This window comes from Shewanella mesophila (assembly GCF_019457515.1).
In the GTDB taxonomy this organism is placed as follows: Bacteria; Pseudomonadota; Gammaproteobacteria; order Enterobacterales; family Shewanellaceae; genus Shewanella; species Shewanella mesophila.
Genome location: NZ_CP080421.1, coordinates 2,193,408 through 2,219,509, shown reverse-complemented (window position 1 = coordinate 2,219,509; position 26,102 = coordinate 2,193,408). Strand labels below are relative to the sequence as shown.

The 26,102-nt window shown below is 44.0% G+C and carries 23 protein-coding genes and 1 tRNA gene; 16 read left to right on the top strand and 8 right to left on the bottom strand.

Annotated elements, in window-relative coordinates; all coding sequences use genetic code 11:
• Window positions 1-45 precede the first annotated feature (45 nt).
• From earP to K0I73_RS09730, 5 genes are all read right to left on the bottom strand, one after another.
• A complete protein-coding gene (gene earP / locus K0I73_RS09750; RefSeq protein WP_220060960.1) occupies window positions 46-1,251 on the bottom strand; it encodes an elongation factor P maturation arginine rhamnosyltransferase EarP in 1,206 nt (401 codons plus the stop codon).
• A 125-nt stretch (window positions 1,252-1,376) separates the two neighbouring features.
• A complete protein-coding gene (gene fldA / locus K0I73_RS09745; protein WP_220060959.1) occupies window positions 1,377-1,904 on the bottom strand; it encodes a flavodoxin FldA in 528 nt (175 codons plus the stop codon).
• A 52-nt stretch (window positions 1,905-1,956) separates the two neighbouring features.
• Entirely contained in the window at window positions 1,957-2,229 is a 273-nt protein-coding gene (gene ybfE / locus K0I73_RS09740) for a LexA regulated protein (RefSeq protein ID WP_220060958.1), read from the bottom strand.
• Between the two features lie 11 nt (window positions 2,230-2,240).
• Window positions 2,241-2,462, bottom strand: coding sequence for a DUF2788 domain-containing protein (locus K0I73_RS09735; RefSeq protein WP_220060957.1), 222 nt, complete (start codon window positions 2,460-2,462; stop codon window positions 2,241-2,243).
• Window positions 2,463-2,623: 161 nt separating this feature from the next.
• Window positions 2,624-3,424, bottom strand: coding sequence for an alpha/beta fold hydrolase (locus K0I73_RS09730; protein ID WP_220060956.1), 801 nt, complete (start codon window positions 3,422-3,424; stop codon window positions 2,624-2,626).
• A 276-nt stretch (window positions 3,425-3,700) separates the two neighbouring features.
• Between K0I73_RS09730 and seqA the strand changes: the two genes are divergently transcribed.
• Both seqA and pgm read left to right on the top strand, forming a co-directional pair.
• Complete coding sequence (seqA, locus tag K0I73_RS09725) at window positions 3,701-4,246, top strand: replication initiation negative regulator SeqA (protein WP_220060955.1); 546 nt, start codon at window positions 3,701-3,703, stop codon at window positions 4,244-4,246.
• 54 nt (window positions 4,247-4,300) lie between these two features.
• A complete protein-coding gene (gene pgm / locus K0I73_RS09720; protein ID WP_220060954.1) occupies window positions 4,301-5,956 on the top strand; it encodes a phosphoglucomutase (alpha-D-glucose-1,6-bisphosphate-dependent) in 1,656 nt (551 codons plus the stop codon).
• Window positions 5,957-6,095: 139 nt separating this feature from the next.
• Here the strand turns inward: pgm and msrA are convergent, their stop codons facing one another.
• Window positions 6,096-6,575: a peptide-methionine (S)-S-oxide reductase MsrA gene (msrA, locus tag K0I73_RS09715; protein ID WP_220060953.1), complete on the bottom strand. Its 480-nt coding sequence runs from the start codon at window positions 6,573-6,575 to the stop codon at window positions 6,096-6,098.
• A 329-nt stretch (window positions 6,576-6,904) separates the two neighbouring features.
• Between msrA and astE the strand changes: the two genes are divergently transcribed.
• From astE to K0I73_RS09670, 9 genes are all read left to right on the top strand, one after another.
• Window positions 6,905-7,984 carry a succinylglutamate desuccinylase gene (astE, locus tag K0I73_RS09710; RefSeq protein ID WP_434086677.1) on the top strand — a complete coding sequence of 360 codons (1,080 nt, stop codon included), beginning with the start codon at window positions 6,905-6,907 and terminating at the stop codon, window positions 7,982-7,984.
• 192 nt (window positions 7,985-8,176) lie between these two features.
• Window positions 8,177-9,355 (top strand): thiamine pyrophosphate-dependent dehydrogenase E1 component subunit alpha, encoded by a 1,179-nt coding sequence (locus K0I73_RS09705; protein WP_220060951.1) that lies wholly within the window; start codon window positions 8,177-8,179, stop codon window positions 9,353-9,355.
• A 3-nt stretch (window positions 9,356-9,358) separates the two neighbouring features.
• Window positions 9,359-10,336, top strand: a complete 978-nt coding sequence (locus tag K0I73_RS09700; RefSeq protein WP_220060950.1) for an alpha-ketoacid dehydrogenase subunit beta — start codon at window positions 9,359-9,361, stop codon at window positions 10,334-10,336.
• Window positions 10,337-10,347: 11 nt separating this feature from the next.
• On the top strand, window positions 10,348-11,922 hold the full coding sequence (locus K0I73_RS09695; protein ID WP_220060949.1) for a dihydrolipoyllysine-residue acetyltransferase: 1,575 nt from the start codon (window positions 10,348-10,350) through the stop codon (window positions 11,920-11,922).
• Window positions 11,923-12,035: 113 nt separating this feature from the next.
• On the top strand, window positions 12,036-13,103 hold the full coding sequence (gene nadA / locus K0I73_RS09690; RefSeq protein WP_220060948.1) for a quinolinate synthase NadA: 1,068 nt from the start codon (window positions 12,036-12,038) through the stop codon (window positions 13,101-13,103).
• A 376-nt stretch (window positions 13,104-13,479) separates the two neighbouring features.
• Window positions 13,480-15,468: a methyl-accepting chemotaxis protein gene (locus K0I73_RS09685; RefSeq protein WP_220060947.1), complete on the top strand. Its 1,989-nt coding sequence runs from the start codon at window positions 13,480-13,482 to the stop codon at window positions 15,466-15,468.
• A 155-nt stretch (window positions 15,469-15,623) separates the two neighbouring features.
• Window positions 15,624-15,711, top strand: a tRNA-Ser gene (locus K0I73_RS09680).
• A gap of 290 nt (window positions 15,712-16,001) precedes the next feature.
• Entirely contained in the window at window positions 16,002-16,193 is a 192-nt protein-coding gene (locus K0I73_RS09675) for a ribbon-helix-helix domain-containing protein (RefSeq protein WP_220060946.1), read from the top strand.
• 176 nt (window positions 16,194-16,369) lie between these two features.
• Complete coding sequence (locus tag K0I73_RS09670; RefSeq protein WP_220060945.1) at window positions 16,370-16,714, top strand: zinc ribbon domain-containing protein YjdM; 345 nt, start codon at window positions 16,370-16,372, stop codon at window positions 16,712-16,714.
• Window positions 16,715-16,833: 119 nt separating this feature from the next.
• On the opposite strand, the gene cls is transcribed toward K0I73_RS09670, so the two are convergent.
• The gene (gene cls / locus K0I73_RS09665) at window positions 16,834-18,288 is read right to left on the bottom strand and encodes a cardiolipin synthase (RefSeq protein WP_220060944.1); all 1,455 of its coding nucleotides are present in this window, start codon (window positions 18,286-18,288) and stop codon (window positions 16,834-16,836) included.
• A gap of 104 nt (window positions 18,289-18,392) precedes the next feature.
• On the opposite strand from cls, the gene K0I73_RS09660 reads away from it, so the two are divergent.
• The gene (locus tag K0I73_RS09660) at window positions 18,393-19,271 is read left to right on the top strand and encodes an endonuclease/exonuclease/phosphatase family protein (protein ID WP_220060943.1); all 879 of its coding nucleotides are present in this window, start codon (window positions 18,393-18,395) and stop codon (window positions 19,269-19,271) included.
• Here the strand turns inward: K0I73_RS09660 and K0I73_RS09655 are convergent.
• A complete protein-coding gene (locus K0I73_RS09655) occupies window positions 19,255-19,995 on the bottom strand; it encodes a substrate-binding periplasmic protein (protein WP_220060942.1) in 741 nt (246 codons plus the stop codon). The genes K0I73_RS09660 and K0I73_RS09655 overlap by 17 nt on opposite strands.
• A gap of 201 nt (window positions 19,996-20,196) precedes the next feature.
• On the opposite strand from K0I73_RS09655, the gene K0I73_RS09650 reads away from it, so the two are divergent.
• The 4 genes from K0I73_RS09650 (at window position 20,197) to K0I73_RS09635 (ending at window position 26,093) form a co-directional block, all read left to right on the top strand.
• The gene (locus K0I73_RS09650; protein ID WP_220060941.1) at window positions 20,197-22,134 is read left to right on the top strand and encodes a RecQ family ATP-dependent DNA helicase; all 1,938 of its coding nucleotides are present in this window, start codon (window positions 20,197-20,199) and stop codon (window positions 22,132-22,134) included.
• A gap of 107 nt (window positions 22,135-22,241) precedes the next feature.
• Window positions 22,242-24,011 carry a DUF885 domain-containing protein gene (locus K0I73_RS09645; protein WP_220060940.1) on the top strand — a complete coding sequence of 590 codons (1,770 nt, stop codon included), beginning with the start codon at window positions 22,242-22,244 and terminating at the stop codon, window positions 24,009-24,011.
• Window positions 24,012-24,156: 145 nt separating this feature from the next.
• Complete coding sequence (locus K0I73_RS09640; RefSeq protein ID WP_220060939.1) at window positions 24,157-24,837, top strand: response regulator transcription factor; 681 nt, start codon at window positions 24,157-24,159, stop codon at window positions 24,835-24,837.
• Between the two features lie 128 nt (window positions 24,838-24,965).
• On the top strand, window positions 24,966-26,093 hold the full coding sequence (locus tag K0I73_RS09635; protein ID WP_220060938.1) for a M14 family metallopeptidase: 1,128 nt from the start codon (window positions 24,966-24,968) through the stop codon (window positions 26,091-26,093).
• The last annotated feature ends 9 nt before the right edge of the window (window positions 26,094-26,102 follow it).

Below are 26,102 nucleotides of genomic sequence, written 5' to 3'. Positions count from 1 at the left end.
TTCACTATTTCCTATTTTAGGTTTTCTCTATTTCAACGCAGTATCTTAGCTATTTTTCACGAATTGAACTAGTCGCGAAGCAAGATCTGTGTCATTTAATGCGTCAATTGGCCACTTCTGAGCATGATGCATGAGTGGCAAATTGGCTAATTCGAGGTTTTGCCAGTGCGTTTGCACGTCATTTTCGCCAGCTTCATTAAAGGCAAGATTTAGCGCCTGCCAGCTATCAGCGATTTCCGGCGCCAGATTATGACAATAAAGTGCCATAAAGGCTCGTAATTTTATTAGATGATAGTCATCTTCTTGAGGATATATGTGCCAAATAAAGGGTTTTGCCGCCCATTGTGCCCTTAGAAAAGAGTCTTCTCCGCGCACAATATTAAAGTCGCAGCTCCATAATAAGCGATCAAAGCCCTGTTGATCTGTCATGGGTAAGATGTGAATGGTTAAATTACCATAGGTAAATTGCTGACCAGGGCACACCTGTTCCGGCTGCGCTATAACGCCCGTTAGGCTATTTAAACTGCGCCCCATGGGCACTAAGGCGTGAACTTTGGTCGACGAAGAGTGCCATAACTGACATAAGGAATCTAAAGTCTTAGTTTCATAACTAAAGATACTAATAACAGTGTCTGCAGCGTCGATGCCTTTGAGACCGAGTCGTTGAAATAATCTATCTCTGTTGCTCGGGTCTGATTGCCAATCTGTTCGCTTAGCAAAAAGATCCCGCTCGCAGATAAGCCCGCCCGTTTTTTCATTAAAGCCTGGGAAGTAAAAATACTTTTTTAATCCACTCGCTTGTAAAGAGGGAAGGGCGTGACAACCATCGACCCAATCTTCTGCACTTAAGTACTCAAGGTTTAGCCACAAAGGGGCGGCCAGCTCGGCTGAACCATGATAGTGAGTGATTCTATCTATGACTTCGACCGGAAGCTCACAGGCAAACGCTTCGATAAGCACACTGCCTGGCTGATATTCGAGCGAGAGAGGCTTATCCCATAACTTAATGCTCACATTATCAAAGCGTTGTATCGCTTGGCGAGGATTAAGCTCAGGCAAAATGTGTGAAAAGCTATTGAGATCGTCTACCCAAAGGTTTACGGCTATCTGGTATTCATGGGCGAGCTGTTTGGCTAGTCGCCATGTGACACCGATATCACCATAGTTATCGACTACAGCGCAAAAAATGTCCCAGTGCTCTTGGGCTCGGAGGTCGTGTGTCCCATGGTCGTATGTATTGTTATTTGCCATCTGTCATACTTACATTAGCTGCGCTAAAAAAAGCGGCTATAAGCCGCTTTTTATTACACTTTTAACAAACTAAATTTCGCTCAAATCATATCTTGAACAAATCATAGCTTGAATAAGATCAGTGGTTAATCTTCTAGCTCAGCTAGGCACATCTCTTCATAGATCTGCTTAACCCATGCATCGACACGTTCTTCGGTTAATTCTGGTTGACGATCTTCATCAATCCCCAGACCGACGAAGTGTTTGTCATCGGCTAAACCTTTAGAGGCTTCAAAGTCGTAGCTGTCAGTCGGCCAATGACCAATCACAACGGCGCCGCGAGCTTCAACGATTTCGTTAACCATGCCCATAGCATCGAGGAAATACTCTGCGTAATCCTCTTGGTCTCCACAACCAAAAATTGCTACCAATTTACCGTCGAAATCGATCTGCTCTAAATCGGGGAAAAAGTCATCCCAATCACACTGAGCTTCACCGTAATACCAGGTAGGAATACCAAAAAGGAGTAGATCATATTCAGCGATCTCCTCTTTAGTACTCTTGGCGATATCTTTAACATCGACCATCTTCTTACCCAGTTTTTTCTGGATCATTTTGGCGACGGCTTCGGTGTTACCTGTATCACTGCCGAAAAAAAGACCTACAGTTGCCATTGTCTTTCCTTTATCTAGTTCATTAACTTATTTTATGCAAAATCGCTATAGATCAGTTATTAACCTGCTGTAGCAAAATTGACTCGATTAACTGGCTGCGGCTGATGTTACTGGCCAATGCCTTTTCATTCAAGGCGTCATACAAATCTTGTGACACCTTTAACTCTATTCGCTTTAATCCATTCGCTTTGTCGCGTTGGATTTGATTACGTTTGTTGATCTTTAGCTGTTGCTCTCTGGATAACGGATTACTGCGAGGACGACCTCGACGCTTTTCAGTAGCAAACAGGTCTATCGTTGTTCTGTCTGATGATTCTTTTGCCATTGAAACTACATTTAACCTATGCCTGAGCCTTCCCAGGACATCTGTATTAATCCTTTAGCTATAAACCCGGCGCAGCCGAGAAACAATACTAACCATACAATAAAGCGGCCAAATTTAGGAACTTCTCCCTGCTTTAGCACGTCATGAATTGCCATACCAATAAAGAAAAATATCGAAGCAAAAAACAGATCCAATCCAATCGATTCTATCTGCTCCATATACTGAGATAACATTACGGCGTTCCCTCAGGCCAAAAAATGAGGCGAGAATATATCATAGTTAACCCATGTCTGCTATACGATTTACCATCACTTATTTGAAAAAAATGATCTAAATAAGTGATTAAAATCGCCGACAAACTGCGACGAAAATAAGGATGGAACCGCAACAGCGCCTAATCATTACTAGCGATAAAATCACCCACCAAACGATTAAATATTACGGGCTTTTGAGCATGTAACCAATGTCCTGTTCCAGCTAACGTCTTGGCTTTAATGGCTGGAAACTGCTGCACAAATTGAGCGCTATGCTCAGCTTTAACATAATCTGAATCACCACCGCGAATACAGAGACTCGGCCCGGTATAACTGAGTTCCGTCGTTATTCTATTTGAGGGCAAATCGTCACAACGAAGATCCCAACCGATGAGCTTGTCGTAACAGGCTTGTAAGCCCGCAAGATTCATCTTCCAACTAAAACCAGCGTCATCCTTTTGTAGGTTTTTCAACAAAAATTGCGCTGTGGCTTCGTCTATACCGCTATTGAGTAGTTCAGTTAACCCTTGTGAGCGGCTGCGCAGATTTTTAAGATCCAACTGATTCAGCGCTGCAAAAACTAGCTGATGCCGCGGATTATATGCTACGGGGGCGATATCTGCGGCCACAAGGCTTTTTACATATTGTGGGTAAAGAAGCGCCGCAGCCATAGCGATCTTTCCGCCCATTGAATGGCCCACAAAATGTGCGCTGTCAATGGATAGCTCAGCTAATAATTGCGTCATCGCTTTAGCTAAAGAGGGGTAATCCATCACCTGCCAATGTGGACTTAGGCCGTGGTTGGGAACATCTACCCGTATAACCCGATGATCGCTCAATGAGTTCGCCAGTGTTTTAAGATTATCTAAGTTACCGAACAAGCCGTGGATCAGAATCACTGGCGTGCCATTACCCGATATTTGATAGTTAAGAGTCGACATGAGTTCGCGTGTTGAAAATTTGCGCCAAATTGTGCCTGTAAATACTGCTAAATGACAGCACTATGAAAATCGACGAATATCACTTGCATGGTTTTTCAGCAAATGAGCGTTAATTTATTGATCAAACGACGATCTGCGATAAATTTAGTGGGATCGCTCTTTATTCTATGAGGGCAGTTGGCATACACTGGAACGGATCTGAGCCTTGGGTGTACGGATCGGTTTATAAACAATAATAACGAGTTAATTTTCACTTTCTAAAGGAAGATTTTAGTCATGAAATATATTGAGATTGATGAAGAGCTATATCGCCATATCGCAAGCAAAACCGAGCGCATAGGGGAGAGTGCTTCAGAGATCCTACGCCGACTACTCGGGTTAGATGTTGAAACGATTCCAGTGACTACGCCGAAACAGATAAGCCAACCAAGCTTAGAAAACAAGCAGGCATCAACGATAACGAGACCAGAAGTCGCAATGTCGCCTAGTTCAATCGAGACTCTGATTGATAAAGAGATACTGGCTCAGCAGAAAGGTGCGGTAGGTCGTTTCCTTTATAGCCTAGAAGCTATCTATAACGCGATGCCACAGCAGTTTGATCAAGTGCTACAGATCCAGGGTAGAGATCGTCTCTACTTTGCGACCTCAAAAGAATCGCTACTAAAAGCCAGTAAATCAGCTAATCCAAAAGAGATTGGCAACAGCGGCTTCTGGGTGACAACCAACAATAACACAGCTAAAAAGCGCACCATATTGACTGAGGTACTAGTTCAATTTGGCGTCGCGGAAGCGCAGATCGAATCGATGATTGGTAACATTTAGAGCTTATATTGTATGTTGTTTCTTGATCATCCATATTCACGATAGGAGTCAGTTTTGGCGATAGATAAACGCGCGGGGCAAGCCGCACAGCAAACGGATTTGGTTAGTATCCCTAAATTGATGAGCCATTATTATCGGCTCGCACCTGATGTTAGCCTTGATGCTCAAAAGGTGACGTTTGGCACATCCGGTCATCGTGGTTGCGCTTTTACTAAAAGTTTTAATGAAAAACATATTCTCGCGATTGTGCAAGCGGTTGTCGATTATCGCCAACAGGCCAATATTACGGGACCTATGATTGTCGGGATCGACACCCATGCGTTGTCACAAGCGGCTTATGTTACCGCTCTTGAAGTGCTCAGCGGAAATGCTATCCAAGTATTAGTCGCAAAAGATGATGAGTTTACCCCAACCCCTGTAGTATCTCAGGCCATTATCCGTGCCAATCGAGATATGCCTGCAGCCTTAACCGACGGACTTATTATCACACCTTCACATAATCCACCCCAAGATGGTGGCATTAAGTATAATCCGCCCCATGGTGGACCGGCCGAAGGTGAGATCACCGCTTGGATTGAATCTCGTGCTAATGACTATCTAGCAAAACAGCTCGAAGGAGTAAAAAGGCTTAGCTATTCGATTGCGGTCCACACGGCGCTGATCGTAGAGACTGATTTTATGTCTGCTTATATTGACGCGCTCGATGATGTCATCGATATGAAGGCCATCAGTAAAGCTGGAATTAAGATCGGCGTCGATCCACTCGGTGGCTCGGGGATCCATTACTGGAGCAAGATCGCTAGTCGTTTCGATATCGACATTGAACTGGTTAACGACAGGGTCGATCCCACGTTTAGCTTTATGACATTGGATAAGGACGGCAAGATCCGTATGGATTGCTCGTCACCTTATGCCATGGCTGGATTACTGAGATACCAGAACGATTTCGATATTTGCGTCGGTAATGACCCAGACTATGACCGGCATGGCATTGTCTGCCCTGGCTCGGGGTTGATGAATCCTAACCATTATTTGGCGGTTGCGATTGAGTACCTATTGATGCATCGCCCCGATTGGTCTTTGGATCTCATTCTCGGAAAAACCCTAGTCTCTAGTGCGATGATCGATAAAGTTTGCGCCGAACGAAATCGTATCATGAGTGAAGTCCCTGTCGGATTTAAATGGTTTGTCGAGGGGCTGGCCGAGGGAACCTTTGCCTTCGGCGGAGAAGAGAGTGCGGGCGCGGCTTTTCTACAGCGTGATGGCCGTACCTGGTGCACCGATAAAGATGGCTTCATTTTGGCCCTGCTGGCGGCAGAGATCCTAGCAGTAACGGGATACACGCCAGCGCAGTTATATCAGCAGATGGTAGAGCGTCATGGCGAGAGTTTTTATAAAAGAGTTGATAGTCCGGTAAAACCAAAGCGTAAAGCGAAGTTTAACCAGTTGATTAGTGCACAGGTGACAACTGCGCAATTGGGCTGTGATCAACTTGCAGGTGATGATATTACGGACGTGCTCACCCATGCACCAGGCAACAAAGCGGCTATTGGTGGCATAAAAGTGGTGACTAAAAATGCTTGGTTTGCGGCGCGCCCTTCGGGAACCGAAGCACTGTTTAAACTCTATGGTGAAAGTTTTGTGTCTGGGGCCCATCTCGAGCAGGTATTAACCCAAGCGCAAGAGATGATTGATATCCTGTTAGCCTAGAACCTGCTAGTGTGATTGCGTGACTGTGTAGCCAATCGTTAACAAGGCTCAGTTGATAGTAATTAGAGCGATAAAAAGGCCCCATCAGTTTTGATGGGGCCTTTTTATCGCTGGCACTGAATTTATTAACAGAGGTAGTTTAGTAAGTCAGGTGGCAGGTTGGCAGATTATTCTTTTCTAAGTAGTTCTGGTGATATTCTTCGGCTCTATGGAAGGTGACGGCTGGCACTATTTCAGTCACGATAGGTCTCAGTCCCCACTTACCACTGCGAGCAAGCGCAAGCTTAGAGCCCTCTGCTACCTCTTTTTGTTGTTTATCATGAAAAAAGATCGCACTTCGATATTGATGGCCAATGTCACCGCCTTGCATATTGAGCATAGTCGGGTTGTGATTGGACCAAAATACCGCAAGGAGTTGTTCATAATCTACGCGTGTTTCATCGTACTCAACCTGTACAACTTCAGCGTGGCCGGTATTACCCGCTTTAACTTCCTCATAAGTCGCCGCGTTGTCGTCACCGCCCATGTAGCCTGAGGTTGCTGCGGTTACGCCGTCGATTTGCTTGAAGAAGTATTCTACGCCCCAAAAACACCCTGCACCAAATGTCGCTAAAGCCATTTCTATTACCTCGTTGTACTTAATTGCCGAGATAGTTGCTGACTATGTAGCAGTCATCTCGCGTTTATGTTCGTTTAAATGTCTGTGTCAATGTTACCATCCATTTTTAGATGTTTATCCGTATGGATGGCTGGATGTCTTTTATTGTGTCATTGCTGGTGATGGTAATGCAAGATCATTTTTGCTATTTATACTGGTTATTCCTGTTTGGATATACGCGGATAAATAGCTGTCTTTTCCGTTAAATGATACTATGTCGCTAACTAATAATAATTCTAATAAATCCAAGGATTCATCCCTTAAATGCCTAATGAAACCAGCCTTAAGGAATGATAAATGTAAGGAGTTTTCTTGTGTCACAAGCCCTGAATTTGTCGAAAGACTTTTTGCAATTCACGCTGGCTAACCCTAAAGCTATTGATGAGCCGCTATCATTCAACATCGATGAACATACTGATGTTGAAGTGTGGGATACAGGGGTTATAGTGTTTGAACCTCGCATTGAAGCTGCTGATGCATCTGGTGGTGCTGTCAAAAGTATCGTGCTCTCGTCAGCCGTTCATGGCAATGAAACCGCGCCGATTGAACTGTGTAATAGCCTAATCACGGCGTTGCTGACGGGCAAACTTGTGTGCCGTCATCGAGTGTTGTTTCTGATAGGAAATCCTCCAGCTATCCACAATGGTACTCGGTTTGTGGAAGAGAACCTAAATCGACTCTTTAGCGGTGCTCATTCACAAGGCGAAGGCTTAGTGAATGCTGAGCGGATGCGGGCTAAAAAGCTTGAGCAGTATGTTGACCGGTTCTTCAATAGCGACAAAACAAACGGGTCTCGTTGTCACTATGACCTACACACAGCAATACGTGGCTCAAAACACGAGAAGTTTGCTATTTACCCCTATCGTCACGGTAAGCCCTATAGTCAAGAGCAGTTAATGTTTTTATCTGCTTGTGGCATTAACACTGTGCTGTTTCATCATGAGCCTACGACCACCTTTAGCTATTTTTCATGGAATAACTATCAAGCCGAGGCGTTTACTATCGAACTTGGCAAGGTGATGCCTATGGGGCAAAACGATATGACGCGGTTTATCTCGTTAAAAGAGATGTTGTGTCGTTTAATCACAGGGAAAGCATTAGAGCTTGACACATTTGACGAGAACAAGCTTAACCTTTATCAAGTAAATCGCTCTATTAACAAGCACTTTGATGATTTTGAATTTACGTTTGCTAATAATGTTGAAAACTTTACTAGTTTTCCTAAGGGCTATGTATTAGCAAAAGAGGGCGGACAAGATATAAAAGTAGAAGCGCCAAACGAAGCCATAGTGTTCCCAAATGCAAACGTGCCAATTGGCCAGCGCACTGTGTTATGTTTGATTCCTGCAAATGACTACAACCTAGATTAAGCTGGGTTAGACACGGTATTGTAAAGCTAGATATACATCCTGTGAGTATGCTAGTTAGCGGCTTTAAAGTGGTTAAGCTTGATAGGTAGTTTACGTTAACGTAAGTTTAAGGCCGCGTAATAAATAAAGAGAGCGAATGGTGTCAGCCTTCGCAACCAGATAACAAGAAAACTCAGCTGATAAGAGAATAGTATGAGCAACGCAACGAGCACTACAGAAACTGTCCATCGTGTCAGCTTTCTCGATAAGGATTCACTGTCAATTCCGATCTTGAAGATCTTACAAGCCGACGGAACCACCTTTGAAAAGGCGGTACTGCCAGTTATTGATCAGGCATTAGCCGAAAGAATTTATGATACTTGTGTTTTCACACGAGTACTCGATGAACGCATGTTAGGCGCTCAGCGTCAGGGACGCATCAGTTTTTATATGACCTGTACTGGTGAAGAAGCATCAATCGTTGGCAGCGTGGCAGCGCTCGATAATGAAGATGTGATTTTAGCCCAGTATCGAGAGCATGCGGCGATTCGTTATCGCGGTTTCTCAACTGAACAGTTTATGAATCAGATGTTCAGTAACGAAAAAGATTTAGGTAAAGGGCGGCAGATGCCGATCCACTATGGTAGCCAAGCGTTACATTACCAAACTATCTCTTCTCCACTTGCAACCCAGATCCCTCAGGCAACGGGTGTCGGCTACAGCTTAAAAATGCAAGGCAAACGCAATGTTGCTATTTGCTATTTTGGTGAAGGTGCTGCATCTGAAGGCGATTTCCACGCGGGGTTAAATATGGCCGCCGTATTGAAATCACCTACCATTTTCTTCTGTCGTAACAATGGTTACGCTATTTCGACTCCAACTAGCGAGCAGTTTGCCGGCAATGGTATCGCAAGCCGTGGCATAGGTTATGGCATGCATACCATACGTGTCGATGGTAACGATATGTTAGCGGTATTGGCGGCAACTCAGCAGGCAAGAGCCTATGCGCTGGAGCATAATGCGCCAGTCTTGATTGAAGCCATGACCTATCGCTTAGGCGCGCACTCTTCCTCGGATGATCCATCGGGCTACCGCTCGAAAGAGGAAGAAGCCAAATGGCAACAACACGATCCCGTTAAACGATTTAAATTGTGGATGATGAATAAAGGCTGGTTGTCCGAAAGTGACGATCAGGGTTTATATGAGAAATATCGTCAAGAGGTGTTGGCTGCAGTTAAGGTTGCTGAGAAGCTACCCGTAACGCACGTCGATGAAATAATCAATGATGTTTACGATACGCCGACGCCGCGTTTGAAACAGCAACTCGCAACATTGAAGCAGCACATTAAAAAGTACCCGGATTCCTATCCACATAGCGCAGGGAGAGTATAAATCGTGGCCAAGATTAATATGTTACAAGCCATCAATGATGCTTTGACTATCGCTATGGAAGCCGATGATAAAACAGTGTTATTTGGTGAAGATGTGGGCCATTTTGGTGGCGTATTCCGTGCTACGTCGGGACTACAAGAAAAGTTCGGCCGGGATCGCTGTTTTAATACCCCGCTGACAGAACAAGGGATTGCAGGATTTGCAAATGGCTTAGCCTCTAATGGCATGACAGCTATCGCCGAGATCCAGTTTGCAGATTATATTTTCCCCGCCATCGATCAGATAGTTAACGAGTCGGCTAAGTTCAGATATCGCAGTGGTAATGAGTTTAATGTCGGCGGGATCATTTACAGAACACCATACGGCGGTGGTATTGCCGGCGGTCATTATCATTCTCAATCGCCAGAGGCTTATTTTACGCAAACAGCCGGTTTGAAGGTGGTTGTACCCCGTAATGCTTACCAAGCCAAAGGGCTATTGCTAGCGTCTATCCGTGATAAAAACCCTGTAGTATTTTTTGAACCTAAACGTCTATACCGTGCCAGCGTCGGTGAAGTGCCTGAAGGGGATTATGAGATTGAGCTAGGCAAAGCCGAAGTGGTTAAAGAGGGCACTGATATCACCCTGTTAGCATGGGGCGCTCAGATGGAGATCATCGAAAATGCAGCGCAAATGGCCGCGAAAAAAGGGATCTCATGTGAGATTATCGATTTGCGTACATTAGCACCATGGGATGTTGATACGGTCGCTGCATCGGTGAAGAAGACAGGACGCTTGCTTATCAATCATGAAGCACCGCTAACAGGCGGATTTGCGGGCGAAATCGCAGCAACGATTCAAGAAGAGTGCTTCCTTCACCTCGAGTCGCCAATTAGCCGAGTTTGTGGTCTTGATACGCCTTACCCTTTGGTTCATGAAAAAGAATATATGCCCGATGCGCTCAAAACCTTTGAAGCGATCAAAGCATCGATGAAATATTAGGAGTGATAGGCATGATCAAAGATTTTATTTTGCCGGACATCGGTGAAGGGGTTGTCGAGTGTGAGCTGGTAGAGTGGCTCGTTAGCGAAGGTGATGTGGTTGCTGAAGATCAACCCATTGCCGATGTCATGACCGATAAAGCATTAGTTCAGATCCCGGCACCTCACGCTGGTATCATCAAAAAACTTCACTATAAAAAAGGCGACATAGCTAAAGTCCACGCCCCGCTTTATTCCGTGGAGTTAGAGGGTGGTGCGGGAGCTAGTAGCGAGAACGAATCCGTTGTTTCTGTAATTATTGATGAAAATAGTTCACAAGAGAGTGCAGCGGTAACACAAGCCGGCGGTAAGGTGATTGAAGAGTTTTTACTGCCCGATATCGGTGAAGGCATCGTCGAATGTGAACTCGTGGAGTGGTTAATCGAAGAAGGCGATATGGTGGTCGAAGATCAACCCATTGCCGATGTGATGACCGATAAAGCACTGGTACAAATTCCAGCGATAAAAAACGGTAAGGTAGTAAAGCTTCATTATCGTAAAGGACAGCTAGCAAAGGTACATTCACCTTTATTTGCTATCGAAGTCGAGTCTGATGGTGTTGCACCAGCAACCCCTGTTTCCGAGGTTGCCACAGATGAACACCAAGTGGATAGCCCGGAAGGCGTGTTACCGGCAAATGGTAAGGCATTGGCAAGTCCTGCCGTGCGACGTCTTGCTCGAAGTTATGATATCGATCTCGCCCTTGTTCCTGGCACGGGCAAGCATGGTCGTGTTTATAAAGAGGACGTTGAAAAGTATCGAGGTGGTGAAGCCATTAAGGCCCGCGCCGCTAAGGTGGAAGCTGCCGAGCAGACTGCTACAACTTCGACGCCAATGACTATTGGCGATCGTGTCGAGCCGATCCGCGGCGTTCGCGCTGTGATGGCTAAGATGATGATGGAATCGGTGTCGACAATACCTCATTTTACCTACTGCGAAGAGTTAGATTTAACTGAGTTGGTAGCCCTGCGAGAATCAATGAAGCAGCGTTACTCAACTGACGAATTAAAGCTAACTATGATGCCATTCTTCATGAAAGCAATGTCATTAGCATTGACTCAGTTCCCTGACATTAATAGCCGTGTAAATGACGACTGCAGTGAACAGACATATTTGGCCTCACACAACATAGGTATGGCTGTCGACTCTAAAGTGGGTTTGTTAGTGCCTAACGTTAAAGATGTGCAAAATAAGTCTATTGTCGAAGTCGCGGCTGAGATCACGCGTCTAACCAAGGATGCACGCAGTGGCCGAGTTAGCCCACAAGATCTTAAGGGTGGCAGTATCTCTATCTCTAACATTGGCGCGTTAGGGGGCACGGTTGCAACGCCTATCATTAACAAGCCTGAGGTCGCCATCGTTGCCTTGGGTAAGCTGCAAACCTTGCCAAGGTTTAATGACAAAGGTGAAGTCGAAGCGCGTAAGATCATGCAAGTAAGCTGGTCGGGTGATCATCGCGTTATTGACGGTGGAACCATTGCTAAGTTTTGTAACCTTTGGAAGCTCTATTTAGAGCAACCACAGGAGATGTTGTTGGCGATGCACTAGTACCCTCATCTATAGAAAAAGAGCGCACTGCGCTCTTTTTTTTTTCTAGAGTTAATCTTTGCTGTCGAATTAAGTATAATGCCGCTAATCAGTCGTATCCTATTGGTTTAAGCATGAGTCAATCAGCCCCAAGTATTGAAAACATACAGTATCCATTTCCCGCTAAGCCTATTCCGCTAAGTGACATTGAAAAGCAGGAGTATAAGGCGCGCATTAAGCAGCTATTAAAAGAGAAAGAAGCGGTTTTAGTTGCGCACTACTATACCGATCCAGAAATTCAGGCATTAGCTGAAGAAACGGGCGGCTGTGTTTCCGATTCCCTTGAGATGGCCCGATTTGGTCGTGATCATCCAGCGAAAACCTTGATTGTCGCTGGCGTTAAGTTTATGGGCGAAACTTCTAAGATTTTGAGCCCAGAAAAAACGGTATTAATGCCAACCCTAGAAGCAACCTGTTCCCTCGATGTGGGTTGTCCAATTGAGACCTTCAGTGCGTTTTGTGATGCTCACCCAGATCATACCGTCGTCGTTTACGCTAATACCTCGGCGGCAGTTAAAGCGCGAGCCGACTGGGTGGTTACCTCTAGCATTGCACTTGAAATTGTTGAGCATCTCGATAGCGAAGGTAAAAAAATTATCTGGGGCCCAGATCGTCATCTTGGCAGTTATATTGCTAAGCAAACCGGTGCTGAGATGTTGATGTGGCAAGGTGAGTGTATTGTCCATGACGAGTTTAAGGCTAAAGCCTTACGCGAGCTCAAAGCATTACATCCAAACGCCGCAGTGTTAGTACACCCTGAATCACCTGCTAGTGTCGTAGAACTTGCTGATGCGGTTGGCTCAACCAGTCAATTAATTAAAGCTGCGCAAACTATGGATAACGATACCTTTATCGTTGCAACCGATAGGGGCATTTTTTATAAGATGCAGCAAGCGGCACCAAACAAAACCCTGATTGAAGCGCCCACAGGCGGAAACGGCGCAACATGTCGAAGTTGTGCCCATTGCCCCTGGATGGCGATGAATGGCTTGAAGGCTATCGAGCAGGCCTTGTTGAATAACAGCGAAGAGCAACACGAGATCTTTGTCGATGAAGCATTACGACAACGCGCATTACTCCCCCTCGATAGAATGCTTAATTTTGCCAATACACTCAACATGCAAGTAAAAGGCAACGCTTAGCTTAGATAAACTTATCTATCCCAATTTGAGATGCATAAAGTTTAACCGTTATTCGATAATAGAAGCGCCTTCTTTAGGCGCTTTTTTATGACTGAAATTCATCGACGCCTTAGACTATTTGGGCATTGTGGGTTTTAGCGGTAACCACGTAAAATGGATTTAAATTAAGGAGCTTGACTATATTGAGTTAAGGTTTTATTGGCCCGATTGAGCACTTGATTTAGATCTGTGCTAACGTTTATAAGCAAGGCAGCTTTACTAAACTTTCAATGTTCATATACTGGATTATTGATAGCTAATATTAATTTACTCATCTAACTTAGTCTCATTCTAACTTAGTCTGATATAGCTAAGTCAATGTTAGGGATAACGGATAATGACAATGAAATTGATCAGTAGCCTCAGTATTAGAAGCAAACTTTTGTTAGTGATCGTTCCTCCTATACTCGGAGCGACTTTTTTTGGTCTATTTGTGGTGTATAACCAATACCAAATGCATCAGGGTTTGAGCCAAGTGGAAACTCTTGCTGAACTAACCCTAGTTAATAGCGATTTGGTACATGAGCTGCAAAAAGAGCGGGGAATGAGTGCCGGATTTTTGGGGTCGAAAGGCCGCGCCTTTGGCGACAAACTACCAGTCCAGCGTCAACAAAGTGATCAACAGGTCAATCAATTTAAATCTTTTGTTGCCGCCCATGATATGCCAAAGGCATTTATCCCTTACATGAGCAATGCTAACGATTTACTCGGTCAGTTAGTTGATATCCGTCGTCGGGTGGATCAGCAAACGATAGGGGTTCCTGAAGAAGTTGCCTACTACAGCAAGCTTAATAGTGCATTACTCGCGATAGTCGATAATGCAAGTCAGCAAGGCGATGATAGAGCTATCGCGATCGAGTCGGCCAGTTTTGCAGCTTACTTGCAAATGAAAGAAAGAGCCGGAATAGAGCGCGCCGTCTTAAGCTCAACTTTTGGTAACAGCGAATTCAAACCTAATATGTTCCTTAAGTTTGCAACTCTAGTATCAGAGCAAAACACTTACGAAGAGCGCTTTAAGGCGTTGGCGAGCGACAAGAACCGTACAGCATATAATCAGTTGACGAACTCTGTGGTGTTTTCTGATGTAAAGCAGCTTCGTGATATTGCATTTAGCCAAAATCCCCAGCAACTAAAAGACCAAAGTTCTACGGAATGGTTCGCCAAATCAACCGCACGAATTGAATCGATACGTAAATTTGAACAACAGCTGTCTCAAAACTTGCTCGTTGATACACGTGCGGCCCTATCTAAGGCAACAAGCTTAATGATTGGTGTGATCCTCTTAATGGTGGTATCTGGCTCTATTGTTATCATCGTTTCTATTATGATTGGCCAATATTTGCATCGTTCTCTTCGACTACTACACCATAAAGTCACAGAATCGCAAAAACATTATGATCTCAGCGTCAGAGTCGACTTAGATGGTAAAGATGAAGTCGGTCAGCTAGGTCAAGCGTTTAATCATATGATGGAAGACTTTGAAGCCGTCATCGGTACCGTCAGAGCAAATACCAAAGGTTTGTTAAGTGCATCCCAAGAGATGGAAGGTTATGCCAGGGCAATGCGAGAAGATGTCGCTTTAGGACACAGTGAAGTTGATCAAGTGGCTTCGGCGATGACCCAAATGAGCGCGACGGTGCAGGAGATAGCGCAGAATGCAGTGCAAGCATCTGAAGCGTCGGCACTAGCAAATAAGGAAGCAAAAGAGGGCAGTGAAGAGGTAGAACGTACTTCTCAGTCGATTAATCAGTTGGCGATTGAAATTGGCGAAGCGGCATTGACCATCAATAATCTCGATCAAGATATTAAGGGGATCGTAGACGTACTGGGGGTTATTAGCGGTATTGCCGAGCAAACGAACCTACTGGCGTTAAATGCGGCAATTGAAGCGGCAAGGGCTGGCGAGATGGGCAGGGGCTTTGCCGTCGTGGCAGATGAAGTTCGAAGTCTAGCGCAGCGAGCACAGACCTCAACCGAAGATATTCGTAGCATGACCGAACGTTTAGAACGCGGGGCGCAGTTAGCGGTCAAGGCAATGGAAAAGGGCAAAGCGAGAGCGGAAAGCAGTGTCAGTGAATCGACTAAGGCTGGTCGGGAGTTAGTGCGCATCGTTAAAGAGGTTAGCGTTATCGACAGTATGAATGAACAAATTGCTGCAGCTACCCATGAGCAATCGGCCGTATCGGAAGAAGTAAATCAGAATGCGATGAAGATCAGTGATATTTACCGCAGAACACATGATGTCTCTGATAAGTTGAGTGAATTGAACGATGTCTTGCTAAATGATGTTAGCGCAATGTCTGAACTTGTCAGTAAGTTTAAATAGTCGGCATTTTAGCCGTTTGCAGAATTTGTTGGTGATCAATTACGCAAACGTTTGAGTCTATTGTTTTTTAGCTTGACCCAGTTTAGTGATTTGCGTAAAGTAGCGCCCCGTTGGCAGCGTTTATATCGACTATGATATCTCGCATTCAACGATACGGTGAGATGTCCGAGTGGCCGAAGGAGCACGCCTGGAAAGTGTGTATACGGTAACGTATCGAGGGTTCGACTCCCTCTCTCACCGCCAAATTCTCAAAGGGAATCAGTTAATTACTGGTTCCCTTTGTCGTTTTAGGCACTTTCACACATCCCCCTCCTTAGCATCTATTCCATAATACCCGCCATTACGGATTTTTACCGTTTTAAGACCGTGCGCCGTTGTAATCCAAAGCCTAGTCCCGTTGATAATTGTTCAGACTATGTGTTGGGCATTAGGGAATTTGAGAACATGTTGAGGAGATAGTTTGGTGAATGTATAGGCAAGCTAGTTAGGATTCATTATAATCAAATGATAATGATTTCAATCTAGGTTTGAAGATGGAAAATAAAACGGCCAGATTTACAGTGCTGATGGACCCAAGTAAAAAGCAAGCATTTGAGCAACTCTGCGCTTCGCAAGATCTTACGCCATCACAGGTGGTACGTCAGTTGATTAGAGGATATCTTGAGCAGCATGATGTCGGATACGGGCAAGAACAACCCACTCATAATCCAAAGGTCAAAAGCTAATTTGCATTTTTAGCCGTTGATGATAAATGTTGGCTAGCTGAAACATGATAATTTTATTATAATGTGATTATCATTTGAGACCAGCGTTTAGCGTCATACTTAGACATTGTGTCTATCAGTATTTTTCGGCTAGTTAGTTTTGGTTGTTATATTTTATAAATTAAAGAGAATTTGTGATGAGCGATACAATCCCACCATGTCCAAAGTGTGAGTCTCCATATGCGTATTCAGACGGCACTTTATTGATTTGCCCTGAATGTGGTAACGAGTGGAACCCAAACGAAGAGATCGTTGATCCAGATGCGATCATCTTAAAAGATGCTGTAGGTAATCTATTGGCTGAAGGCGATAAAGTGACCCTAATTAAAGATCTAAAAGTGAAAGGTTCATCACTGGTTCTTAAAGTGGGTACTAAAGCCGTTATCAATCGTTTTGTCGATGCTGACCATGACATCGACTGTAAAGTTGATGGCAATGGCCAAATGATGTTGAAATCACAGTTTGTGAAGAAGCAAAACTAATTGTGACTTTGAGCGTTTAAAAATACCTGCCGAGTGCAGGTATTTTTTTGTTTGCAATTTAAGTTGGCTGCTGTTTCATTTCAACGCATAAAAGTGGAGAATGGCTTACCCTTAAGCGTTTACAACAAAGGACTAAAAAGATAGAACAGCTGTTCTATAAATCTTTTATATAAAGGTCTCCTTTGCCATCTTTTAAGTTCAAGTTGCTCAGCATCATCGATGTAACCTTGTTGTACCCGGGCTAAGTTTCTTGAAAACATCGAGTCGTCTACAGCAAGGGTTAATTCGAAGTTTAGCCACAGGCTTCTCATATCCAGATTAACCGTCCCGATAAGACAATGTTCATCGTCGACTACGACTGACTTTGTGTGCAGCAATCCGCCATTAAATCGGTGAATTTTTACCCCTGCTTTGAGCAGCTCGCCGAAGAAGGAACGACTGGCCCATTTCACCATGGTGGAATCGTTTTTCCTTGGTATGATCAGATTGACCTCTACACCTCGTAATGCCGCGGTAGTTAGGGCATCAATTAAATTTTCACTTGGAACGAAATAGGGCGTAGTGATGACAATTCTATGTTTAGCTTCATAGAGACTTTGCAGTAAGACTTTGTGGATCACCTCTTGCGGCATTCCCGGGCCAGATGGAATGACTTGCACTAACGATGTGGGGGGTAGCGATGCAATTTGCGCTTCGGGTGGTTGAGGTAGCTGACGCTGATGCGTTTCCACTTCCCAATCCCAAGCTTGTACTGTGTTTATAATCGGTACAACAGGCCCAGTTATTCGCACCATCACATCAATCCATTGGCCGACACCTTCATTCTGTTTAAAGCATGCGGGATCAACCAGGTTCATTGAACCTGTGTATCCTATCTTATTGTCTATTACCACAATCTTACGATGCAGGCGCAGATCTAAACGGCGAAACAACATTCGTAACGGACTGACGATAAGCGCCGCAACGACCTCTATGCCATAATGGCGCATCTTTTTTGGCCAAGTGGACTTAAAAAACTGACGACTGCCAGCCGCATCCAATAGCAGTTTGACCTTAACGCCTCGCTGGGCTGCATTGATCAGTGCGATGGCTATATCATCGGCGAGTCCACCAGGATACCAAATATAAAATTCCATGTTGATTGAGTGCTTCGCGGCTTCAATATCTTTAGCGATTGAAGATAATATCTGCGTTGGAGTGTACTGAAGCTCTAGATTATTTCCACTTAACGACGGAATAGTCAGCTGACTATCGCAAAGCTTGCTAATGGATACCGCGTAATGACTTTGACTTTCAGGTCGGTGCTCTGGATGGCGATAAAGTTTAGCGAACCAATCACCATAGGGCTTAAACATTGATTTTGAGCGGGCTGCTCTGCTGTTGCCGATATGCAGTTCACCAAAAAGGAAATAGGCTAGAATGCCAACCAAAGGAAGAAAATAGATCACTAAAAGCCAAGAAAAAGAAACCCCAATAGTACGGCGCTTGATGACGATTCTAACCGCTACACCCGCTAAAATAAGCCAATATACGACGACGCCAGCTATGGTAAGAATTTGAGATATGTTTTCCATCGATGATTAAAGTTCCTTTATCGTCATCTTAGTGCTTGTTATGCTAATTGTACTGATATAAAAAACAAAAGCGTAATTATTCACATGTTGAATTTAGGTTTGAGATGAAAGAGTACCTCTTGCAAACAGACAAAATTAAATTTGGCTTAACTATATCGTTAATTTTGCTAATCGTCCTATATTTAGGTGGAGTGACAGTCTTCAACGGTGAACCAGAGGTGATGATGAGTGAAGTAGAACCGATGTTTGTTTCTCAGTGTGTGTCACAATCTAACCTAGCACCATTAGATAGACATGGCGAGATAGCCGTTAGTGTATGGAATATATATAAACAGCAGAAACCACAATGGAAATCGCAGCTGCATGAGTTAACAGAGCATAGTGACTTGGTTTTGTTGCAAGAAGCGCGCTTAAATCGAGGGTTTTCAACATATTTAGCACAAACTCAGCGCCATGTAGTGATGGCTAAGGGGTTTAAGCTTCTTAATATTCCCATGGGGGTAATGAATATCTCTACCGAGCAGGCAGGAGATGCCTGTGCTTATCAAACGGTAGAACCTTGGATCCGTTTTGCTAAATCAACATTAATTACCTCTTATCCATTATCGACAGGCGAGCAATTGCTCGTGATTAATCTGCATGGACTCAATTTCGATTGGAAACTTGACCGATTTCAGACTCAGTGGCAACGGGTTTTGCAGAAGGTTGCAATACATCAAGGGCCAGTCATTCTAGGTGGCGATTTTAATACTTGGCGTGATGGCCGAGTTAAGCTGGTTCGAGAACTGACTGAGCGATTAAAGTTAAAAGAGGCAAAATATCATGTTGATCATCGTCATCGAGTATTCGGTTTGCCGCTAGATCATCTCTATTACAAAGGGCTCATTTTGGTAAATGCCAGCTCTATGCAAACGAACGCATCAGATCATAATCCTATCTGGGCCAAGTTTTTGGTTGAGCCAACGTCTAATAAGTATGACTAAATCGACAGGATTCGGTGTGTCGATTAAAAGTGTCTAGAAATTGAGGGTAGTTATTTAGAAAGGTTTTTCCAAAATAGATGCCAAGATCATATTGCATGTTGTCACGTATTTGGAACTCTGTCAGTGGGATCTCGCCATGTCTAGCCGCTTCTTCAAAGAGCAAGCTGTTTTCCATGATTGCATCGATTCGTTTGTTTGAAAGCAGTTTGATTAACGATTCTATCGATGGAAACTGCCTTACTTTTTTAAAATTATTGCTGTTTAGCCACCGATAGGTATTTGAATGGCGTCGTGCGCCGAAAATCGTTGTTTGTTTCCATTGATTCACATCGTTTGGAATAGGGTAATCCTTGTTGAAATAGAAACGCCATTGTTGCTCGATGAAGGTATTGCTGAGAACGGCGAATTGATCTCGCCATTTATTTTGAGAGGCTGCAAAAAAACCGTCATAGACTCCTGACTTTACCCCATTCTGCGCTCTTCCCCAGGGGACAAATAATACCTCGAACTTTTGGTTCATCTTATTCATCACGCATTTAAGCGCATCGATACTGTAGCCTGTTTGTATATCATTCTCTTGTTGTTGATAAGGTGGCCAAACTTGCGTCGCTAGGGTTATGGTATCTGGAAACTTGTCTGCTTCTATGGGGCAAGAGAAGAGAAGAATGCAACAAACAAGAGAGTAAAAATGACGATGTCGCCTCTGCTTAATCATTGTGCTCATAGGCATTATGTTCCAAAACATAGTGTTAATATCAGTTTAGGTAGCTGCGGTTTAATGTCAATTTATTCGCTGAGGAGTATGTTGATACTGATAGATGAGCCGGTATTCATCATTGCTGACTTGGGTTTATAGCTATCACGCCTTGCGATTAATCAATCTGTTAGGCAGTCTTAGTATTGGTTTTCTATTTAGGTGGTATTCGTGCAAGCACTTCTCCAACAATATTTCGGTTTTGATCACTTTAGAGCGGGTCAGGAACAAGTGGTTAACAGCATAATATCTGGCCGTAGCGCAGCCGCTATCTTTCCGACGGGTTCAGGAAAATCGCTTTGTTATCAATTGCCCGCATTGGTGTTACCTCATCTAACTATTGTGGTTTCGCCATTACTTGCGCTTATCCAAGACCAATTGGCATTTTTACAGGCAAAAGGCATCCCGGCAGCGAGCATAGATTCGACCCTGAGCCGTGAGCAGAGTCAGGCTGTGATGAGTGGTGTAAGGCAAGGTAAGATCAAAATTCTGATGATCTCGGTTGAGCGTTTTAACAATGAGCGCTTTAGAGCATTTATTTCAAGTATCCCGATCTCATTGCTTGTGGTTGACGAAGCACACTGTATCTCAGAGTGGGGACATAACTTTCGTCCCGATTACCTCAAGCTACCTCAATATGTACAAGAGTTGTCAATTCCTCAAGTGCTTTTGTTGACGGCAACTGCGACCTCTAAAGTTATCCAAGACATGGGCGCCAAGTTTACTATTGCGCCAGCAGATATTGCGGTGACAGGATTTTACCGATCAAATCTTAATCTTCATGTCCAAGGGGTTAAAGCGCAAGATAAGTTAGCTACATTGGTTGATTGGCTAGGGAAGCGAGACGGGCACCATGGCATCATCTATGTGACATTACAGCAAAGCGCAGAGGAGGTTGCTAATGCGCTAAACAGACAGAACATCAATGCGTTAGCTTATCACGCCGGGATGGAAAGTGATAAGCGTCAGCAGGTTCAAAAAGCATTCATGTCGGGGCGTTGTCCTATTATTGTAGCTACAATCGCTTTTGGGATGGGGGTCGATAAGCAAGACATTAGATTTGTTGTTCACTTTGATCTGCCTAAATCGATCGAAAATTACGCCCAGGAAATTGGTCGAGCTGGACGAGATGGTCAAGTGGCAGAATGTTTAGTGCTCGCCAATACCGATAATCTCAATGTGTTACAGAACTTTGTTTATGGTGATACACCAGATCGACGAGGTATAGCCTATGTGCTCAATGAAATTTTGACAGCAAGTCAAACTTCAAATCAATGGGAAGTGGTATTAAACAGCTTATCGACCCAATCAAATGTGCGTTTACTGAGTTTAAAAACCTTGCTCGTGTATTTAGAGATGCTCAATGTTATTAGACCCTCGTTTAGCTATTACGCCGAATACCGCTTTAAGTTGCTGTGTAGCGAATCAGAATTGGTGACCCTGTTTACGGGTGAGCGGCAGCTATTTGTTCAGGCGTTACTCGATAGTTCTCAAAAAGCAAAAATCTGGTACAGCATAGACTTTGAATCACTTAACAGTGCTTACCCAAGCGATCGAAGCCGGGTTATTTCTGCGATTAATTATTTTGAAGAGAAAGGGTTGATTGAGCTGCAAACAAAGCAGATGACTGAGGTATACCAGCTGTTAGTATTAAACGAAAATATTGATGAAACTGTTGATATGCTGGCGAAGAAGTTCCTGATTAAAGAGCAAAGTGAGATAGCCAGAATTCAGGCTATGGTCGATCTGTTAGCAAGTGATACTTGTCTTACTAGGCGTTTATCCGAGTATTTTTCAGATCCTCAAGTGCCTGAACATTGCGGTCATTGCTCTGTATGTATTGAAGGCGGCGCGATACTGCCAAGTAGTGGCACACTTACACCATTAAGCCTGCTCGACTTCTCATCCTTATGTCATGATTTAATTGTTCAGTTAACTGGGTCTCAACTGGCCGATGCGAACATGTTGGCGAGAGCGCTTTGCGGTTTAACCACGCCATTATTTACTCAATTGAAAATGCGCCGTGTTCGCTCATTTGCAGCCCTTGAATCCTATCCGTTTGCAGAGGTTAGACACTGGTGTGAACACCATTTTGATGCGAGTTTGTAACAAAGCTTGTCAGGCTTCCGGCTTGAGCTGATTTTTAGCCGTGAACATGCTTTACTAGCGAGTTAGTTGACACACAATAAAAACAGATATCGATCAGGGACATAAAAATGAAAAAATCTCTTCTCGCGGCAACTATTTTAATTGCGCTCGGTGGTTTGACGGCCTGTCAAACTCAATCAGCGACATCGATGACGCCATCGACTGAAGTTAAGCAACAGAGTTTTGTACAGTTTTCACAGCAATTTATCGATTCCTTGTGGCAAGAATCGCCGACTTGGGCATTGTATAGCGGTTATCATAAGTATGATGCCGTACTTAAGGTGCCTAACGCGGTAAATCGTGCTAAATCACTACAATTTATTGAAACGCAGCTGCAGCTACTTAAGCAGTTTGATACGCAAGCCTTATCGGCAGGAGAGGTGATCGATTATCACCTTATCGAAAACCTGTTATTACGAGATCAATGGGATATTAACACATTTAGATCATGGCAATGGGATCCGTCTGCTTACAATGTGGCGGGCGGATTTGCGCAAATTATCAATGAAGATTTTGCACCGCTAGATGATCGCTTACGTGCCTTCTTAGGACGAATGGAAAACGTCCCTGCATATTATTCTGCAGCAAGAGAAAATATATCAGACCCCACGCTCGAGCACACCCAACTGGCAGTGATGCAAAATAAGGGGGCGTTTTCGGTATTTTCAGATAAATTGCTAGAAACCGTGAGTCAATCCGGGCTCACAGCATCAGAAAAGCAACTGTTTAATGAGCGTTTTGATTTAGCAACTAAAGCAATTAAGTCTCACGTAGATTGGCTAGAGTCGCTTGAGAATAAGTTGCAGAAAGAGGGCGCTCGCAGTTTTCGTATTGGTGAGAACTTGTATGAGCAAAAATTTGCCTTCGATATTCAAGCGGGTATGACGGCAAAAGCACTATATGAAAAAGCCCTCGCCGATAAGGCTCATGTTCAGGGAGAGATGGCGAAGATCACTAAGCAGCTTTGGCCAAAGTATTTTACGACGCCGATGCCGAAACAAAGCAATGTTGCTACGCGTCAACTCATCGACAAGCTGTCTGCTAAACACGTAAAACGTGAGGATTTTGTCGATGAAGTAAGGGCACAAATTCCACAGTTGGTTAAGTTTGTAAACGATAAACAACTTGTCACGCTAGATCCTAAAAAACCTTTGGTGGTTCGAGAAACGCCTGAATATATGAGAGGCTTCGCTGGCGCATCGATAAGTGCACCTGGTCCCTACGAAAAGTCGAGTAACACCTACTACAATGTAACGCCGCTTGACGGCATGAGCGATGAGTCTGCCGAGAGTTATTTACGTGAATATAACCACTGGATCTTGCAGGTGCTCAATATTCATGAGGCGATACCAGGGCACTATACTCAACTGGTGTACTCTAATGAATCCCCGAGTTTAGTGAAGAGTCTATTTGGCAATGGCGCTATGGTTGAGGGCTGGGCGGTATATACCGAACGGATGATGTTAGAAGAGGGCTATGGTGACTTTGAGCCAGAAATGTGGTTGATGTATTACAAATGGAATCTACGCGTTATCGCTAATACGATCCTCGATTACAGTATTCAAGTTAAAGGCATGACTGAAGATGAAGCCATTAAGTTGATGACAGAAGAGGCATTCCAGCAACAGGCTGAGGCTGAAGGTAAATGGCGCCGGGCAACCCTGAGTCAAGTTCAGCTTACCAGCTATTACTCAGGATATAGAGAGATCTATGATTTTAGGGAAGAGCTGAAAGGGATGGAAGGTGAGGAGTTTGACTTAAAGGGATTTCATGAAACCTTTTTAAGCTACGGTAGCGCGCCAGTTAAATATGTGCGCCAACTTATGTTAGCCAAATAATCACAAAATACTTGGTTAAGGGCTGCATTTGCAGCCCTTTTTATTTGAACCACGACTCATTTTTAGCCTACCAACATAAAAACACTAGTCAGCGTTAATTAAACGATGTAATCTAAATGATAATTGTTTTCATTAAGGTTGGCAGATGAAAAGGGTGTTGTTAGTCGATGACGATCCCATTGCTCGGGACGTACTACAAGGTGCGCTTGAAGCTCAGGGATTTATCATAGTTTGTGCGGGTAACGGCTTTGAAGCGATAAATATAATTGCCGAGCGAGCAATAGATCTTATCGTTCTTGATGTTGATATGCCGACGATGAATGGCTATCAGTTTCTAGCGCATCGCAATAATAATCTGCCGGTCATTCTTGTCTCTGCGACAGATACTGAAGATAGAAGGATTAAAGGTTTTGAGTTGGGCGCAGACGATTTTATATCTAAACCGATTAGTGTTAGGGAGTTAACCGTGAGAATAGCGGCATTAAAACGTAGGGTTGATATTGCAAAAACGGATCTTGTGGATGCCGAGCGACTCATGATAAAAGATGTCGAATTTAGTGAGTTAGAGTGTCTCGTTAAATTTGATCAGCGCTCAGTCATCTTGACTCAGACAGAGTTTAATCTGTTTAAATACTTGTTTGAGCGTAAGGGCCAAGTCGTACCTAAAGCGGAGTTGCAAATGAGTGTGTTAAAGAAGGAGCTTGGGCAATTTGACCGAAATCTAGATATGCACATCAGTAATACACGCAAAAAACTAGCTCAAACGGCATTGCCTAAAACTTGGATAAACACAGTTCGAGGCCAAGGTTACTGTTTTTCGTTTTAGAATAATGTTTTCAGCACGACTCAATGGTTTTTTTCTCTATTCACTGCGAAACTTTGCTGATTTAGTTTATCCTAGGGGCACTAACAGAGCTTAGTTCTCTGAGATAGAAACTAATGAAGGAAATGGATATGCAGATCAGTGCCAATTTTGATGGCGGAAATATTGAAGTCATTAACCAAGATAATATTGATGATGTACAACTGGCCATACGACCTGACCAAGGCGGAGAGTTTTTCCAATGGTTTAACTTTAAACTACAGGGCACGGTTGGCCAACGTTATACCCTCAATATCATTAATGCTGGCAGTGCATCGTACACAAAGGGCTGGGAAGATTATCAAGCCGCGGCGACCTACGATAGACAGCAGTGGTTTCGCTTACCGACCCGCTATCAAGATGGCACGTTAACGATCGAGGTTGAGCTCGACTGCGATGCCATTCAAATTGCCTACTTTGCACCATACAGCTATGAACGCCATCAAGATTTACTGAGTGCGGTTCAAGTGCATCCCTTAGTATCACTTGAGCATCTAGGTCTTACTCTCGATGAACGAGACATCACCTTAGTTAAAGTGGGTAATGGTGACGAAGACAAAGCCAATATTTGGATCACTGCACGTCAACACCCGGGTGAAACAATGGCCGAGTGGTTGGTCGAAGGGTTACTTAACAATTTGCTCGATAGTGATAGCCCGACGGCGAAAGCGCTGCTCGACAAGGCCAATTTCTATATCGTACCTAATATGAATCCAGACGGTAGTGTTCGTGGTCATTTACGCACCAATGCGGTAGGCGTCAACCTCAATCGTGAATGGCAAACACCATCGTTGGAAAAGAGCCCTGAAGTTTATCATGTGGTGAATAAGATGAAGGAGACTGGCGTCGACCTTTATTATGATGTGCATGGTGACGAAGGTTTACCTTATGTCTTTTTAGCGGGATGTGAAGGCGTGCCGAGTTATAGTGACGATATGGCAAAGCTTCAAGACAAATTTGTCAATGCACTACTAATGGCGAGTGCAGACTTTCAAAATGAGTTTGGTTACGATAAAGATGAGCCAGGCAAAGCTAATCTCACCGTTGCGTCAAATTGGGTTGCTGACACATTTGGTTGTTTGTCTAATACCTTAGAGATGCCCTTTAAAGACAATGCCAATATGCTTGATCCTATGTCAGGTTGGTCACCAGAGCGTTCAATTTATCTTGGTGAAGCGTCGCTATTGGCAATGCTTGTTGTCATTAACGATATAAAATAGGGGATAGCG

What these genes read in the sequence shown, in the direction of transcription:
- earP (WP_220060960.1), bottom strand. Translation starts at nt 1,251, where the DNA reads ATGGCAAATAACAATACATACGACCATGGGACACACGACCTCCGAGCC.
- fldA (WP_220060959.1), bottom strand. Translation starts at nt 1,904, where the DNA reads ATGGCAACTGTAGGTCTTTTTTTCGGCAGTGATACAGGTAACACCGAA.
- ybfE (WP_220060958.1), bottom strand. Translation starts at nt 2,229, where the DNA reads ATGGCAAAAGAATCATCAGACAGAACAACGATAGACCTGTTTGCTACT.
- K0I73_RS09735 (WP_220060957.1), bottom strand. Translation starts at nt 2,462, where the DNA reads ATGTTATCTCAGTATATGGAGCAGATAGAATCGATTGGATTGGATCTG.
- K0I73_RS09730 (WP_220060956.1), bottom strand. Translation starts at nt 3,424, where the DNA reads ATGTCGACTCTTAACTATCAAATATCGGGTAATGGCACGCCAGTGATT.
- seqA (WP_220060955.1), top strand. Translation starts at nt 3,701, where the DNA reads ATGAAATATATTGAGATTGATGAAGAGCTATATCGCCATATCGCAAGC.
- msrA (WP_220060953.1), bottom strand. Translation starts at nt 6,575, where the DNA reads ATGGCTTTAGCGACATTTGGTGCAGGGTGTTTTTGGGGCGTAGAATAC.
- astE (WP_434086677.1), top strand. Translation starts at nt 6,905, where the DNA reads ATGATAAATGTAAGGAGTTTTCTTGTGTCACAAGCCCTGAATTTGTCG.
- K0I73_RS09705 (WP_220060951.1), top strand. Translation starts at nt 8,177, where the DNA reads ATGAGCAACGCAACGAGCACTACAGAAACTGTCCATCGTGTCAGCTTT.
- K0I73_RS09695 (WP_220060949.1), top strand. Translation starts at nt 10,348, where the DNA reads ATGATCAAAGATTTTATTTTGCCGGACATCGGTGAAGGGGTTGTCGAG.
- nadA (WP_220060948.1), top strand. Translation starts at nt 12,036, where the DNA reads ATGAGTCAATCAGCCCCAAGTATTGAAAACATACAGTATCCATTTCCC.
- K0I73_RS09685 (WP_220060947.1), top strand. Translation starts at nt 13,480, where the DNA reads ATGACAATGAAATTGATCAGTAGCCTCAGTATTAGAAGCAAACTTTTG.
- K0I73_RS09675 (WP_220060946.1), top strand. Translation starts at nt 16,002, where the DNA reads ATGGAAAATAAAACGGCCAGATTTACAGTGCTGATGGACCCAAGTAAA.
- K0I73_RS09670 (WP_220060945.1), top strand. Translation starts at nt 16,370, where the DNA reads ATGAGCGATACAATCCCACCATGTCCAAAGTGTGAGTCTCCATATGCG.
- cls (WP_220060944.1), bottom strand. Translation starts at nt 18,288, where the DNA reads ATGGAAAACATATCTCAAATTCTTACCATAGCTGGCGTCGTCGTATAT.
- K0I73_RS09660 (WP_220060943.1), top strand. Translation starts at nt 18,393, where the DNA reads ATGAAAGAGTACCTCTTGCAAACAGACAAAATTAAATTTGGCTTAACT.
- K0I73_RS09655 (WP_220060942.1), bottom strand. Translation starts at nt 19,995, where the DNA reads ATGAGCACAATGATTAAGCAGAGGCGACATCGTCATTTTTACTCTCTT.
- K0I73_RS09645 (WP_220060940.1), top strand. Translation starts at nt 22,242, where the DNA reads ATGAAAAAATCTCTTCTCGCGGCAACTATTTTAATTGCGCTCGGTGGT.
- K0I73_RS09640 (WP_220060939.1), top strand. Translation starts at nt 24,157, where the DNA reads ATGAAAAGGGTGTTGTTAGTCGATGACGATCCCATTGCTCGGGACGTA.
- K0I73_RS09635 (WP_220060938.1), top strand. Translation starts at nt 24,966, where the DNA reads ATGCAGATCAGTGCCAATTTTGATGGCGGAAATATTGAAGTCATTAAC.